Consider the following 15,490-nt stretch of genomic DNA (forward strand, 5'->3'; position numbering starts at 1 on the left):
GATCCCCTTGCCCGCCGGCCTTCGCCGCATATGACGGCCGGATGTCGAGGACTCGGTCTATTTCATATGTTATCCCATTCTCCCAGGTAAGCGCACGAGGCAGCATGACGCCATCCTCATTGAACTGGACGGAAACTGCCACATACGCTTTATACTCCGCCCCCGCGTCCATGGCTTTCAGCAGAGCGGCTTACTGATGTCTCGCCGCAGGAAATCAGACTGCGCAAGATATGGGGCCTGGAACCGGCCATCACGCTTTTCAAGAAGCCGCAGTTTGAAGTCCAGCAGTTCCGGCGGGACATTCAGCGAACTGGCTACAGAGAAGAAGTCTGTATGGCTCTGGAGCGTGTCAAACAAATCTGTGTCATCGACCAGGAACTCCGCTGCGAAAATATTGGCTTCCCGCTCCATAAAGTCTCTGTCATCCAGATAGGACAACTCGTGGAACGTGCGGATCTTACTATCCACATGTAAGACACCATGCGCCAGTTCGTGGGCGAGGATGACCCGCTGCACCAGGTCTTCCAACTCGCTGTTGACCACGGCGATTTTACATCTGCTGTGGATCAGAAAGAAGCCCTTACATGACCCAGCATGACAGCCCATCGGTTGCCTGGAAACGCGGATTCCCATAAGGTATTGTACCCAGAGGCAGACAGCCTTGATTAACGCGATCCGCAAGTTAAGGTATTGAACACCAAATTTGTTATTGCAACGTTAGATACAGCATTGCTTCCATCTCTTCGTCCCGGCGAAACCGTCACCCTTGACGAGATCATCGGAGGTGTGGCCAATGCCCAAACCTAACGCCATACTTGCCCGCATTGAAGCCGCCGCTAAAGCACGCTATCAGGCCCGCCTTCATACTTCTATGAACATGCTCCTTCAGCTGGGACAGGATGCTGCCGCTATCACTGCCCATGAAGTCTTTCAACTTGGCCCAGGCAGAGCAGAGAAGTTTTTGTGGCCTACCGAGAAGCTATCAACGATATGGCCCGCCGTGTTGTAGATTCGGAACCAAAAAACGATTTGGGAAAAACTGTTTGGCCGAAGTTTGAGGTTACAAATGAGGTTACAGACGAAAAAATCGAAAAAAATCCAGTGTTTTCAAGGGTTTCCGACGTCAGGGCGTAAAAAGTACGGCCTGAAAGCCGCCCGCCGCGCCCCCCAGTTCAGCAAGCGCTGATCTTATTCTCAACCCATTCAAAGGGATGCCGTTTTCGCGGCATCCCTTTTTGTATTGACGCCAAACGCGCCAAATCCCTATTGACATCCCGTCAGAGCTGTCATATGCTATTTTTGCTGACACAGTGTCAGATAATTGTATGCCCCAGTTTTCTATTCCATTTCTGATGGGCGTAAGGTGCACACCATACCGAAGGGATCGCCGGAGCTGACCCAAGCCAGGCGGGATGAGATTGTCCGCGCCTGTGAGACGCTCTACCAGAGCATGAGCTTTCGGGAAATCACCATCAAGGAGATCGCTTGCTTTACCTCCCTCACCCGCCCATCCATTTACAATTACTTTCAGACTAAGGAAGAGATTTTTCTGGCTCTGCTTCAGCAGGAGTACGAGCGCTGGCGTACCGATCTGGAGGTGTTGGCGCAGTCAGACGCACCTCCCTCCCGGCAGGTCCTCGCCCAGGGTCTGGCCTGCACGCTGGAACGCCGTCCCAATATGCTCCGGCCGCTCTCCACCAGTCTGAACGACATGGAAGAGAAGAGCCGGCCGGAAAAGCTGGTGGAATTCAAAACCGCCTGCGGCGCCTCGATTGAGGCGGTTTGCGGCTGCCTGTCCTGCTTTTGCCCGGATATGGGGCGGCGGGAGCAGAATGCGTTTATTGCCGCCTTTTCCCCGCTTTTACCATTTATGAGATCGCCCTCGCGGGCTCAAAAAACTCCTGGGCATACCGCCCCGGAGACCGGATGACAGACAGGAGGAAGATCAGATGGAATTTTTAGACCTGGTTAAAGCGCGCTATTCGTGCAAACAATTCGACGGCCGTCCGGTGGCTCCGGCACAGCTGGACGCCATTCTGGAGGCCGGACGCGCCGCGCCCACCGCCAAAAACCTGCAGGAACAGCGCGTCTATGTGGTGCAGTCTCAGGAGGGTCTGGACAAAATCGACCGCATCAGCCCCTGCCGCTACGGGGCGGCCACCGTGGTGGTGGTGGCCTTTGACCGGGAAAACGTGTTCACCTATCCCGGCGGCAAACGTGACTCCGGGGTAGAGGACGCCACCATTGTGGCCACCCACATGTTGCTGGCCGCCAAGGCTGTTGGGGTGGACAGCTGCTGGATCAACTTCTTTGACCCGGAGGTCGCGGCCAAGGAGCTGGGTCTGCCAGAAAACGAGGAGGTTCTCATGCTGCTGGATCTGGGCTATCCCGCGGAGGGGGGCGGTCCATTGGAGAAGCACAGTAGCCGCAAGCCTCTGGCTGAAACGGTTGTTTATCTGTAATTCTCGTCCAAAACGGAGGAATTTATTGATGAGCAGCGTTCTGGTCACGTACTCTTCCGCCAGCGGGGTAACCGCCCAGCTGGCGAACACCCTGGCCGGTGCCATTGGTGCGGACCTTCGGGAGGGCAGGCGCTTTTCCGCCCGCACCGGTGTGGCGGAGCTGAAGGCCTGGGCCGAGCATTTTTGAAAGCTCCCGCCACAGCCCCATGGATCCACTGAACCGGGTATTCCATCTGGGTAAGGCCATGCGCCTTGATAGGTTTTCTATCTTGTTGTGTTCCCACAGCTGTTTAAGATCTTTTGCCTTCACAAAAAACAGAAAGCCTCACGAAAAGCCAGGTATCCCCTCCCTAAGCAGGAAGGGGACGCCTGGCTTTCTACCTTGTTTTATTGATCCCGTTTTGTCCGGTTTAGGTGCGCGCATCCAGCTGAAGGATTGCGCGGGCCTCCTCGGGCGTGGCCACCTCCATCTCCAATTCGTGGATAATGCGCACCATGCGCTCCACAAACTGGGCGTTGGACTTGGCCAGTTCACCCTTGCGGTAGTAGATGTTGTCCTCCATGCCTACGCGTACGTGCCCGCCCTTGAGCAGGGAATAGACGTTTCCGTCCAACTGGCTGGCGCCGATGGCCATAACCGTGAAGATGGCCTTTTCCTGGGGCGGAATCATACTCAGCATCATGTCGACATTTTTCTGGCTATAAGCAATGGAGCCCTGGCTGATGCGGTCCATTCCCATGACAAAGGTCAGTCCTACGTCCTCGGGCAGCACTCCGGCGGGTTTGAGGTGCTTAAATACCTCGTCCACAGTAACTGGGTTAAAGCACTCCAGCTCCGGTCGGATCCCCAGGTCCTTCATCTTTTGGGCGCTCTCCTTCAGCCATTTGCGGGTCCACATATAGATCCAGGTCAGGTCCTGCCATGAGGTGGTGATAAGGGAGCAGTCCAGAGAGCACATATCGGGCAGCGATTCCTTGGGCAGATTCAGGCAGGCCAGCCCGTCGTCCGCCGTGGATCCAGGGGCAGACGCAGGGGCGGTGGAATTCTGGATAATCAGCGGACATTTGGCCCGAATACCGGTGTTGATTTCTCCAAAGGTATTGGTGTCACAGGTGGACTTGCCCTCCTTGTCCCTGGTATGGACATGTACAATGGCTGCGCCGGCGTTATAGCAATCATAGGCGGAGGCGATGATCTCGTCTGGCTGCTCGGGTAGATTGGGGTTGGACGCCTTGCCCTGGAACGCACCCGTTTGGGCTACCGTAATGATAACTTTTCTTTTTGCCATGGTTGTTTCTCCTTTCAATGCTTCCATGCTTGCCGCTCAGCGGCTGCCGACCTGCTCGGCGAGATACTCCTTTGTGCCCTCCTGGTACATGGAGCCGTACAGCTCTCGATATCCAGGGGTACGGAAAAACGCGGGGCGTTTATCCACCAGACAGTTCACCACGATGGTCACGATGGTGACAATGCTCATCAGCCAGATGGGATGGACAAAAATGGGGGTCAGCTTGGCGCTGAACAGAACCCAGACCACCATGGTGATATAGGCGGCAATCATAATAGACATCGCCGTGGTCTTACGGCACAGCTTGGGGCAGTACAGGGTGAGAAAGATAATGGCGAAGAAGGGAACCGACATCGCCAAGCCGGCGCCCACGAAATTCAGCAGCATCTTGACAAAGAATGAGCAAAACAGCGCGGCCATGGTAAAGATAATGATACCCAGCACACTGATGTTCTTCTCCCGCTTGCCGCTCATGCTCACCCCACGGCGCTCCATACCAGGCTTGACCAAATCGTTCATAATCAGAGTCGTGGCGGAGATGGGCAGGTTGGTGGCGGTAGACACGCAGGCCGCCCACATGCCGGCCAGGCAGAATCCTGCCAGCGCCTTGGGCATGGCGTTGATGACCATAGGCATGACGGCGGCAGTATTCTCCAGATTGGGATAGAGCACATGCCCCGCCATACCGATGGAGGCACAGATATATCCCATGGGGGCTACCAGCAGGCCGCCGATAATGAAGGCCCAGCGGGCGGTCTTTTCACTCTTGGCCGTGGTGATGCACTGAACCTGGGACTGCTGCCCGCCCACGTTGGTGATCATCATCACCGGATAGGCCAGCCAATAGGCCCATCCCATCCCTTTGACGGGGCTGAGGTAGGTGTCGACGCCGGGGTCAGCCGGCAGGTTTGCCACCACATTATCCCAGCCGCCCACGCTGGGGTTGGCAAACACCGAGACGAAGGCAATGATAACAGCGGCCCAGCACATAATCATGTTGAGCACATTGACCGAGCCGCAACTCATCCAGCCGCCGAAGATGGCAATCAGCAGATAAATTACGGCGGAGACCAGCATGCCGGTGGTCATGGAGAAGTACTCCGGCAGCAGGGTGCTCAGAATTGTGCCTCCGCCGATAAACTGGCTGACCATGATGACAAAATTCATGAACACCTGCCCCACCACAGACACCTTACGGGTCGCTCCGCCGTATGCGTCACCATAGAGCTGAGAAACGGTGTTCATCCGCACGCGGCGGTATTTGCCTGCAAAGAAAATTCCGATAATGGTCACGCCTAGGCCCAGCCAGAAGGGATGTGTGCCTCCGGCAAAGCCATAGACATATCCGCTCTGGGCCGCGCCGGTCGTGGCGTTGGCGCCAATGGCCACACCCATAATGGAACACATTACCATGGGAAATGTCATGGACTTGCTGGCCAGCAGGAAGCTGTCCGCACCTCCGGACCCCAGCTTTTTTGCCTTTTTTTCCTGTATCTTATTGGAGACGGCAGCAATGACAAAGAGCGCGACAAAGTAGATCAGCACAATGGCAAGGGCTACGAAGTTATTTTGCATACTTTTTATCCCTCCACACAAAATTTTGAGTGGGCACCCAACAGTCATGTTCCCTTTGCAATTGTCATGCCAATTTTTTAATCTTTTTTCTCAAATGCCCGTATTGACGGGATTTTTAAATTTTTTGCCCTTTTTGATCTCCCTTGTTTCCCCGTGTCTTTTGATCGAATTACGCACTTTTGCCCATTTTAAGCTTTCAAATAGGCATTGCTGCATTTTCCCTCTATTCCTGCGTTTTTCTTCCCGTTTCTTTTCCCTCCGAAATTTAAATTACGCATTTTTGCCTATTTCAAAAAAATCTAAAAAGGCCTTCCGCCCCCTCAATCTCTTTGTCTGCGGGCCTTTCGGCACTCCGCCCCCTACTTTGGCACACTGCTTGCTTTTTAAAGAAATAGACTTTAAAATGTTTAGGAGTGATCAAAGCATGGTTCAATTCGTATCTGCTCAAGAGGCAGTAAGCCGCTTAAAAGACGGCATGACGGTTGGAATCGGCGGATTTGGGGCCTACGGTCCCTCGGACGAGCTGCTCTCCGCCCTGGAGCGTCGCTATGCCCAGGAGGGGCATCCCGTCAACCTCACGGTGGTGGCCGGAATCAGCGGCGGCGACAATTCGGAACAGGATATCGCTTTTAACCGCCTCAAAGCCCCCGGTCTGCTGGGCACGATCATTGCCGGGCATTTCGGCAACGCGCCCTGTATTGCCAAAATGGTGAGCAGAAATGAGGTTGCGGCCTTTGCGGTCCCGCTGGGCGTGGTGATGCACCTGCTCCGGGCCATTGCCGGACATAAGCCCGGCGTTCTTACCCATATCGGCCTGGGCACCTTTGCCGATCCCCGTGAGGATGGCTGCCGGGCGAACGGCCGGGCCAGGGAGTCGGGCCGGGAGGTGGTCTCCCTGGTCGAGCTGGACGGACGGGATTATCTGTTTTACCCCTCATTCCCCATAGATTTCTGCCTGATCCGCGGCACCTATGCGGATGAGGACGGTAACATCTCCCTGAAGCACGAGGCACTCACTGAAGCCCAGCTGGAAATGGCCGCGGCCGTCCACAACAGCGGCGGAACCGTTGTGGTTCAGGTGGAGGAGATCGTCAAACGCGGCACGCTGCCCCCCAAGGAGGTGCGCATCCACAACTCCCTGGTGGACTTTGTGGTGAAATCCCAGCCGCTCAACCACGCCCAGTCTTATGCCTGCGGCCGTTACCGCCCGGAGCTGACTGGGGAGACCCAGGTGCCCACCACCGCGATCCCCCCCATGCCTCTGGATATCCGCAAGGTCATTGCCCGCCGGGCCGCCATGGAGCTGCGTCCCGGCTGTCTGGTAAATCTTGGCATCGGCATTCCCTCCGGCGTGGCCAATGTGGCCAACGAAGAGGGAATTGCCGCCCAGATGACGCTCTCGCTGGAGTCCGGCCCTTTGGGCGGCGTCCCCGTGGACGGCGTCGGCTTCGGTGCGGCGGTCAATTCAGAGGCCATCTACAGCGTGTGCGACACCTTTGACCTGTACGACGGCGGCGTTTTGGACATGGCCTTTCTGGGCGCGGCGGAAATTGACCGGCAGGGCAATGTAAACGTATCCAAATTCGGAACCCGCTGCACTGGTCCGGGCGGTTTTATCAACATCTCCCAAAACGCCCGCAAGGTGTTCTATGTGGGCGCCTTCACCTCAGGCAAGCTGTTGGCTGAGATCTCCAGGGGACAGCTTAAAATCATCCAGGAGGGACCGGGTGTTAAATTTGTGGATCACGTCCAGCAGATCACGTTCTCAGCCGCTTATGCCGCCCAGAGCGGGCAGGAGGTCATGTACATCACCGAGCGGGCGGTATTCCGCCTGACCCCCGACGGCTTGGTGCTGACCGAAATTGCGCCGGGCATTGACCTGGAGGGGGACGTTCTTGCCCACATGCTTTTCCGTCCCGCCGTGGCGCCGGACTTGAAGCAGATGGACCCGCGTATTTTCCGGGACGCGCCCATGGGGCTGCAGCTGTGAGTGCCCGGCCGGCCGCAAGCCCTCCCGCGGGAGGCGCCAAGCGCGCGGTGAAAAAATCCCTGCTGATCCTTTTCACCCTGCTGCCTCCCCTGATTCTCCTGCTTCTGCGGCCCTTCGGCATGGATGGGCGGCAGAGCGCAATCCTGGCCGCTCTGATTTTGACCATCCTCTGGTGGGTCTCTGGCGCGGTGGAACGCACGGCTGCCTCGGTCTTTCTGCTGGCCGTCTTTTTTCTCTTCAGCGGCGCTCCGGCGGCCACGGTGTTCACCTTCCCCCGCTCAGAGAATTTTCTGATGATTCTCTTTTCCTTTTTGTTCTCTCAGGGAATCTCCAACAGCGGCCTGGCGGACCGGCTGCTTCAGCCTCTGCTGGGCCGGGCCGCCCGCTCCATTCCCCGCCTGCTCCTGTCCATGGTGTGCTGCAGTCTGGCCATGATTTTTGTCATTCCGCAGCCCTTCTCCCGCATCATCATTCTGTCCGCCATCTATTCCAGCTTTTTTGACCGTCTCCCCTGTGTCCTGGAACGCCGGAGCTTGAAGCCGGTGCTGATGCTGGGGCTCTTTCTGAGTGCTGTGCTGGCGGATATGCTGCTGCTCCGGGGTGACATCATTCTCAACGGCGCGCTGGTGTCCATGGGCGGAGTGGCTATGGACGAGGGGACATGGATACGCTATATGTTTGTTCCCACGGCGGTTCTCCTTTTGCTGGCGCTTGTACTGTTTGCTCTGGTGTTCCGGCGTGAGCTACGCGGGTACCGGTGCAGCCCGGCCGACCTCCCCTCCGCCCCGAAGGCCCCCCTTACCCGCCGGGAAAAGGGCTGCCTGGTATTCATTGTGTGCATTGTGGTCCTCTGGGCCACCGAGGATCTCCACGGGATCAGCGGCACCCTTACGGTCATTGCGGGCACCGCCCTTATGTTTCTGCCGGGCCTGGGTCTCTTAGGACTCCACGACCTCAAATCCGTCAATCTGAAGCTGCTGGTCTTTCTCACCGCCGCCTTTGCCATCGGCGGGGTTCTAAAAAGCTGCGGCGTGGCGGACATTCTTTTCTCCCGATTTATGTTCCTCTTTCCGGAGACGTTCTCCCTAGGCTATATTGCGGTGGTCCTGCTCACCTGTATTGTGCTGCACATGGTGCTGGGCAGCAATGTGACCACCATGTCCGTCGTCGTGCCGGGCCTGATGACCATCGGCGCAGGTGTGGCTCCGCCCCTTATCCTGCTGTTTCTCATTTACATTGCCATCTGCGGCCACTTTATTCTCCCCTTTCACCATGTAATGCTCCTTTTGGGGGAGGGAAAGGGCTATTACGGCACCAGCCACATGGTGCGTTTGGGCATCCCCCTGACCGTTTTAATCCTGCTGTGCGCCATTCTCGTCTATATGGGCTGGTGGCAGCTGCTGGGCCTTCTATAAAAAGACGTGCATCAGAAAGGTGTGAGTCATTGTGCAGAGCGACAATTTCAAGGAGCTCCTGGATACCGGCCTGCTGCAGATTATTCTGGATACCTCTCCCGACGGCTTCACCTACACCGACAAGACCGGCTACATTACCTACATCAACAAGACCTATTCCAAGCTCACCGGTCTTTCCGAGGAGCTGATTCTGGGAAACAATGTCCACCAGCTGATGGAGCAGGGATATCCCGTCTCCCGCATGATGCTGGAGGTTTTCGAAACCCGTCAGCCTAAGTCCGAACTGATTCAGTACAGTATGGATACCGACCGGCAGATTATGGTCTCCATCGCTCCGGTCTATGACGAGGCCCGAAATTTCTGCGGAGTCGTGGGGAGCTTCCGGGACATGACCGAGCTGATGGATCTGCGCCGGAAAATGGAGACCACCTATCTGGAATTTGACCGGGAGCTCAAGGCCCGCTCAGAGGCCAACAAGGTCCTGCGCCACCGGATTTACGAAATGCTTCATCTGATGGAGGACTACGACCTGGTGGGCAAAAGCCCGCAGATGCGGCGCCTGGCCGAGCTGGCCTATCGGATCTGCAATGTAAACTCCACCGTGCTTATTACAGGTGAATCCGGCGTGGGCAAAGACGTGTTCTGCCAAATGATTCACAAATTCGGCGGCGCCGACCGGGCCTACATCAAGATCTCCTGCGGAGCAATTCCGGAAAACCTGCTGGAATCAGAGCTTTTCGGCTACGAGCCGGGCTCCTTCACCGGGGCGAGCCGCAGCGGGAAGCCCGGCATTTTCGAACTGGCCGGGGACGGCACCGTCTTTTTGGACGAGATCGGCGAAATGCCGCTTCAGCTCCAGGTCAAGCTGCTGACCGTGCTTCAGGACCGGAAATTCTTCCGCATCGGCGGGACCAGGGCGCTGCCCATGAACGCCCGCGTCATCGCCGCCACCAATCGGAACCTGAAGCAGGAGGTGGAGCAGGGCCGCTTCCGCCAGGATCTCTATTACCGGCTCAACGTGATTCCCGTGCAGATTCCCCCTCTGCGGGAACGCAAGGAGGATATTCTGCCCCTGGCCGACCACATGCTGGAGGTTCTCAATCAAAAAAACGGCACCCGCAAGCTGCTCAACGCGGAACTGCGCGGGGTGCTCACCGCATATCACTGGCCTGGCAACATCCGCGAACTCAATAATCTCATCGAGCGCATGTATGTCCTCTCCAACGGCGATCTGCTGGGGGTGGAGGTGCTGCCGGATGAGCTGGCCGCTCTGCTGCCGCGGGAGGGCAGCGTATTGCTCCGAAAGGAGGACACGCTCCGCGACGCCATGGCCCGGGTGGAGGCGGAGCTGATCCGCCAGAGCCTTCGGGACGACCGCAGCCTTCAGGAGATTGCCGAGGGGCTGGGGATTGATCTGTCCACCCTGGTGCGGAAGATCCGCAAGTACCATCTGCCCTACCGCTATAAGCGCGGAACGTCCGGCCCGTAGCCGCCCGGCGGTTCCGTCTCTCCCAAAATCCGCCGCCGCCCAAAGGGGCGGCGGCGGATCCTTTTTTGCCATTCCGGCCGGATGTCTGTCTAATTCAATTGCTTTTTTCCCTATCCAGGTGTAAAATACCTTTGCTTATTTTTCCGCAATCAAACGGAGGTGCTTTTATGGACTACACCTTTGCACAATATCAGGAGAGCGCACAGGCCATCCGTGCCAGAATTGGGGACTTTGTCCCCAAAGTGGCCATGATTCTGGGCTCCGGCCTGGGCTATCTGGGCGATCAGGTGGAACAGCCGATTGCGGTCCCCTATGGGGACATCCCCCACTTTAAGGCGTCCACCGCCCCCGGCCACAAGGGCCGTCTGGTATTCGGCACGCTGGAGGGCCGGAGCGTGGCCGTGATGCAGGGCCGGATGCACCACTACGAGGGCTACTCCTATGAGGAGGTGGCCTACGCCGTGCGGGTGCTGCGCCTGCTGGGGTGCGGCACTCTGATCGTCACCAATGCCGCCGGGTGCATCAACACCGCCTGGAAGGCGGGGGATCTGATGCTGATCTCTGACCACATCAAATTCTTTATGGAGTCCCCTCTCCGGGGCCCCAACCTGCCGGAGTTCGGGGTGCGTTTTCCCGACGCCTCCCACCTGTACACCCCCGCCCTGCGGACTATGGCCAAAGAGACCGCCCGGGCGCTGGGCATTGACCTGAAGGAGGGCGTGTACATGTACTTCCCCGGGCCCCAGTACGAGACGCCTGCGGAGATCCGGGCTGCCCGCATTCTGGGCGGAGACGCGGCCGGCATGTCTACCGCGCCCGAGGTAATTGCCGCCGGCCACTGCGGCATGCAGGTGCTGGGCTTCACCCTGCTGAGCAATATGGCGGCTGGTATTCTGGACCAGCCCCTCACCGAGCAGGAGGTACTGGACGCGGCCGAGGCCTGCAGGGACAAATTTTCCCGGCTGGTGCTGGCCTGCCTGAAAAATCTGTAAGCTTACCAACGCGCCGCCAACGGGAAAGGAGCTGGCATGATTCACTTGTTTAACCGGAGAGAGCTGCTCGTCACCTATGACACAGCCCGCTTCAACGCCGTCCGGGACGCCCTGGCCGCCGCCGGGATCGACTATCAATACCGGGTCAAGGACCTGACCGCCCCCGGTTTGACCGCCCGGGGCAGGCGCGGCACCCTGGGCATTGATCACACCGCCAGCCTGGAATATAGGCTTTACGTCCATAAGGCGGACCACCCCAAGGCGGCGAGGTACCTGTAAGCTCTGATACCAGGGCCGCTCTAGGGCAAATTCTCACTTCCCGCATACTATTTGGAGGTTTCTATGACCACTCTTTTTAAAAATGTCACCGCCGTCCTGATGGACGGGGCCGACACGGTCCTCCCGGGCGCATACGTGGCTGTGGAGGGCGGCAGGATTTCCTCTGTGGGCGCCGTCCGCCCCCAGGGCCCCTTTGACCGGGAGATCGACGGGGCGGGCTGCGTGCTCATGCCCGGTCTGGTCAACGCCCACACCCACGTCCCCATGACCGCCATGCGCGGCTATGGGGACGGCAACAATCTGCAGGACTGGCTGCACAACTATATCTTCCCTGTGGAGGCCAAATGGGACGACCGGGCCATCCGCTCCTGCGCGGCATTGGGGCTGGCGGAGATGATCGCCGCGGGCACCACCTGCATCGCGGATATGTATATGCACACCGGCGCCATCGCCCAGGAGGTGGCTGCCGCTGGCATCAGCGCCAACCTCTCTGTGGGCGGCGTGTACTTCGGCGCGCCGGAGGACTTTTCCCCCGACGCCTGCGGCGACTGCGCCAACCAGAGGCGGCTCACCGAGGAGTGGCACGGCTACAACAACGGCCAGATCCTGGTGGACGCCTCCATTCATGGGGAGTACACCTCCTCCGCCCCCCTGTGGCAGTGGATGGCGGACTATGCCCATGAAAAGGGATTGGGCCTGCACATCCATGTGTCCGAGACCCAGGCGGAGCACGCCGAGTGCATCGCCCGCCACGGAAAGACCCCGGTACAGATTCTGGATGAATACGGCGTCTGGGACGGCCGGGCCATTGCCGCCCACTGTGTCTACACCACCCCGGAGGATTGGGCCATTATGGCCGCCAAGGGGGTCTCCGCCATTCACAACCCGGTCTCCAATCTGAAGCTGGGCAGCGGCGTGGCCCCCGTGCCCGCCATGCTCCGGGCCGGGGTGAACGTGGCCCTGGGCACCGACGGGGTCTCCTCCAACAATAATCACGACCTGTTTGAGGAGCTGAAATTTGCCGCTGTGCTCCACAATGGGGTGGCCCGCGACCCTCTGGCCCTTCTCCCGGCCGACGCGCTGCGCCTGGCCACGGTCAACGGCGGCAGGGCGCTGGGCCGCCGGACCGGGCGAATTGAGGCTGGATATGACGCCGACCTGATCCTGGTGGATTTTTCCCATTTGAACCTGACCCCCTGCCACAGTGTGATCTCCAACCTGGCCTATGCCGCCCATGGCGGCGATGTGGTCATGAATATGGCCCGGGGCCAAGTCATATACCAGGATGGGGAGTTCTTTACCATTGACATTGAGCGGGTAAAGCGGGAGGTGGCTGACTACGCCCTGCCCCGCCTGTTTGGAAATCAGTAAGGGGGAGCTGCAGTTTGTCCAGTCAACAGAGAAAAAACACCTTCTACGGCGCGGCCGCCATTCTGGCGGTGGGCACCATTATCGTAAAGATCATCGGCGCGATCTACAAAATCCCGCTGACCGCCCTTCTGCCCGACGAGGCCTACGGCGACTTTAACGCCGCCTATAATATCTATACCTTCTTTTTGACCATCTCCACGGCCGGCCTGCCCGTGGCCCTGTCCAAGACCGTGTCTGAGACCAATGCTCTGGGCCGCTACAATCAGAAGGATCGGGTCTTCCGGGTGGCTTTCGGCGCGTTTTTGGTGATGGGCCTGTTCAGCTTTGTGTGCATGTCGGTCTTTGGCCAGCAGGTGGCCACCTATATCCTGCAGAACTCCAAGGCGGTCTATGCTGTTCAGGTGCTCTCCCTGGCCGTGCTGTGCACCTGCTGCTGCTCCGCCTTCCGGGGCTATGCCCAGGGTCACATGAACATGATCCCCACCGCCATCTCCCAGATTATCGAGGCCCTGAGCAAGCTCCTGCTGGGTCTTGGGCTGGCCCTGCTGATTCTGAAGTCAGCCATCCAGCCCGATGATCTGCGGGACCGCCTCTCCGCCGTAGGGGCCCTGGCGGGCGTGTCCATCGGCAGCGTGCTCTCGGTGGCCTATCTGGCGTGGAACCACTTCCGCACCAAGAGGCGGGAGCGCCAGCCCTCCAACGACGTGCCCGATTCCAAGGGGGATATCCTCAGCCGCATCCTGACCCTGGCCATCCCCATCACCCTGAGCTCCTGTACCCTGTCCATTGTCAACCTGATCGACACCGGCCTGGTCAGCAGTCAGCTGCAGAGCGTGTTCGCCGCCATTCAGGGCGGCCTGTCCGGCATTGAAAACAGCGTGCTGGATATCTTCCCCAAGGCGGTGCAGATCTTTGAGGAAAATGTGGCCCTGGCCGCGGACCCCAGCCTGAATATTGACCCCATTCTGGACTCTGCCCGGGGCCTATACGGCATCTACAGCAAAACCATGAGCATCTATAACCTGCCTTTCAACCTGATGGTCCCCCTGACCGCCTGCATCGTGCCCGGCGTATCGGCCTGCATTGCCCGGCGGGACCGTCTGGGCGCCAAGCGCGTCACGGAATCCGCTATGCGCATTGCCGCCATGATTGCTCTGCCCTGCGGCTTCGGCCTTTTCGCTCTGGGCGGCCCCATCATTCAGCTGCTCACGGTGGGTCGGGTGGACGTGTCCATCGCGGGGCCTCTGCTCTCCATCCTGGGCATCGCCGCGATTTTTGTGTGTCTCCAAGTGGTGGCCGCCTCTATTCTCCAGGCCAACGGCATCGTCAATCTGCCCATCCTCACCATGATCATCGGCGGTGCGGCCAAGGTGTGGGTAAGCTACACCCTGGTTGGCAATCCTAAGATCATGATCTTTGGCGCGCCGGTGGGTACCCTCACCTGCTTTGTTGTGGTGTCTGTGCTCAATCTGGGCATTATAAAGCGTATGGTTCCCCATCCCCCGACCTATACCAAGGTGTTTCTCAAGCCCCTGGCGGCGTCTGTGCTGATGGCCGCCGCCGCCTGGGCCAGCCATGGGCTTCTCTCCCGTTTCCTGTCCGGCAGTTTTGTTAAAGAGGCTGCTGCTACCGCCGGCGCTATCCTGGTGGCCGTCCTTGTCTATGCGGTTTTGGTGGTTGTTCTGCGTGTTCTCTCCAAAGAAGACCTGGAGCTGATGCCAAAGGGTGAAAAAATCGCAAAAATTTTGCATATTCAGTAAGAAAATTGGAAATATGGGTTGCAGGAGGCCTTGAAATATGGTAGATTTTCAGTATAAGGATGCTTATGGCGTCAAGGATCTGGAGGAGATTGTTCGGATCCTCCGCGCGCCCGGCGGCTGCCCCTGGGACGCCGAGCAAACCCACCAGTCCATCCGCCGCAATTTCCTGGAAGAGGCCTATGAGGCGGTGGAGGCCATTGACGAGGAGAATCCGGATCACCTGCGTGAGGAACTGGGGGACGTGCTGCTGCAAATCGTCCTCCACGCCCGCATGGAGCAGGAGGCCGGCCGCTTCGATCTGGACGGCGTAGCCGACGGCATCTGCAAAAAGCTCATTTTCCGCCACCCCCATGTCTTTGGAGAGGTGGAGGTCTCCGGCACCGGCGAAGTCCTCTCCAACTGGGAGGCGCTCAAGCGCCAGGAGAAGGGCCAGGCCACCCACACGGACGCCCTTGCGTCGGTCGCCCGTTCTCTGCCCGCCCTATGGCGGGCGGAGAAGGTGCAGAAGAAGGCGAAAAAGGCCGGTTTTGACTGGCCGGATGCAGCCGGTGCGCTGGACAAGCTGTCGGAGGAGATCAGGGAGCTGCGTCAGGCGGTGGCTGACGGCACCAATGTCACCGAGGAGCTGGGCGATCTGCTTTTTTCCGCAGTCAATGCCGCCCGCTTTCTCAAGGCCGATCCGGAGGACGCCCTCAACGCCGCCACGGACAAGTTTATCCGCCGTTTCCAGCAGGTGGAGGCCCAAGCCGCTCAGGCCGGCCGCGCCATGGAGGATATGACCCTGGCTGAGCTGGACAAGCTGTGGGAAAACGCCAAACGAACTTAAATAGCGGAGACGCTTTTAAGTATAAACGCCGACGCGGCTGCG

At 58.6% G+C, this 15,490-nt stretch carries 14 protein-coding genes; 11 read left to right on the forward strand and 3 right to left on the reverse strand.

Translation table 11 applies throughout. From position 1 onward, the window contains the following. Positions 1-177: 177 nt before the first annotated feature. Positions 178-633, reverse strand: coding sequence for an ImmA/IrrE family metallo-endopeptidase (locus H9Q75_RS07455; RefSeq protein ID WP_341480919.1), 456 nt, complete (start codon positions 631-633; stop codon positions 178-180). A 730-nt stretch (positions 634-1,363) separates the two neighbouring features. Here H9Q75_RS07455 and H9Q75_RS07460 point away from each other — a divergent pair. From H9Q75_RS07460 to H9Q75_RS12970, 3 genes are read left to right on the forward strand one after another with little or no spacing between them, the layout of a single operon-like run. Next, positions 1,364-1,930 (forward strand): TetR family transcriptional regulator, encoded by a 567-nt coding sequence (locus H9Q75_RS07460; protein WP_186565709.1) that lies wholly within the window; start codon positions 1,364-1,366, stop codon positions 1,928-1,930. Between the two features lie 19 nt (positions 1,931-1,949). Next, positions 1,950-2,462, forward strand: coding sequence for a nitroreductase family protein (locus tag H9Q75_RS07465; protein WP_186565711.1), 513 nt, complete (start codon positions 1,950-1,952; stop codon positions 2,460-2,462). 28 nt (positions 2,463-2,490) lie between these two features. Beyond that, on the forward strand, positions 2,491-2,649 hold the full coding sequence (locus tag H9Q75_RS12970) for a flavodoxin (protein WP_423788638.1): 159 nt from the start codon (positions 2,491-2,493) through the stop codon (positions 2,647-2,649). Between the two features lie 223 nt (positions 2,650-2,872). On the opposite strand, the gene H9Q75_RS07475 is transcribed toward H9Q75_RS12970, so the two are convergent. Next, positions 2,873-3,751: a beta-keto acid cleavage family enzyme gene (locus H9Q75_RS07475; RefSeq protein WP_186565713.1), complete on the reverse strand. Its 879-nt coding sequence runs from the start codon at positions 3,749-3,751 to the stop codon at positions 2,873-2,875. A 36-nt stretch (positions 3,752-3,787) separates the two neighbouring features. After that, positions 3,788-5,326 (reverse strand): sodium:solute symporter family protein, encoded by a 1,539-nt coding sequence (locus H9Q75_RS07480; protein WP_186565715.1) that lies wholly within the window; start codon positions 5,324-5,326, stop codon positions 3,788-3,790. Positions 5,327-5,750: 424 nt separating this feature from the next. Here H9Q75_RS07480 and H9Q75_RS07485 point away from each other — a divergent pair, with 424 nt between their 5' ends. From H9Q75_RS07485 to mazG, 8 genes are all read left to right on the forward strand, one after another. Beyond that, the gene (locus tag H9Q75_RS07485; RefSeq protein ID WP_186565716.1) at positions 5,751-7,316 is read left to right on the forward strand and encodes an acyl CoA:acetate/3-ketoacid CoA transferase; all 1,566 of its coding nucleotides are present in this window, start codon (positions 5,751-5,753) and stop codon (positions 7,314-7,316) included. Between the two features lie 47 nt (positions 7,317-7,363). Continuing rightward, positions 7,364-8,731, forward strand: a complete 1,368-nt coding sequence (locus tag H9Q75_RS07490) for an SLC13 family permease (protein ID WP_186565718.1) — start codon at positions 7,364-7,366, stop codon at positions 8,729-8,731. A 31-nt stretch (positions 8,732-8,762) separates the two neighbouring features. Continuing rightward, the gene (locus tag H9Q75_RS07495) at positions 8,763-10,220 is read left to right on the forward strand and encodes a sigma 54-interacting transcriptional regulator (protein WP_186565721.1); all 1,458 of its coding nucleotides are present in this window, start codon (positions 8,763-8,765) and stop codon (positions 10,218-10,220) included. Between the two features lie 167 nt (positions 10,221-10,387). Further along, complete coding sequence (locus tag H9Q75_RS07500; protein WP_186565723.1) at positions 10,388-11,212, forward strand: purine-nucleoside phosphorylase; 825 nt, start codon at positions 10,388-10,390, stop codon at positions 11,210-11,212. A gap of 36 nt (positions 11,213-11,248) precedes the next feature. After that, entirely contained in the window at positions 11,249-11,491 is a 243-nt protein-coding gene (locus H9Q75_RS07505) for a hypothetical protein (protein WP_186565725.1), read from the forward strand. A 63-nt stretch (positions 11,492-11,554) separates the two neighbouring features. Continuing rightward, on the forward strand, positions 11,555-12,862 hold the full coding sequence (locus H9Q75_RS07510) for an amidohydrolase family protein (protein WP_186565727.1): 1,308 nt from the start codon (positions 11,555-11,557) through the stop codon (positions 12,860-12,862). Between the two features lie 14 nt (positions 12,863-12,876). Then, entirely contained in the window at positions 12,877-14,622 is a 1,746-nt protein-coding gene (locus H9Q75_RS07515; protein WP_186565729.1) for a putative polysaccharide biosynthesis protein, read from the forward strand. Positions 14,623-14,659: 37 nt separating this feature from the next. Continuing rightward, positions 14,660-15,448, forward strand: a complete 789-nt coding sequence (gene mazG / locus H9Q75_RS07520; protein ID WP_186565731.1) for a nucleoside triphosphate pyrophosphohydrolase — start codon at positions 14,660-14,662, stop codon at positions 15,446-15,448. The last annotated feature ends 42 nt before the right edge of the window (positions 15,449-15,490 follow it).

Origin of the sequence: Lawsonibacter celer (assembly GCF_014281125.1) — a bacterium.
Classification (GTDB): domain Bacteria; phylum Bacillota; class Clostridia; order Oscillospirales; family Oscillospiraceae; genus Lawsonibacter_B; species Lawsonibacter_B celer.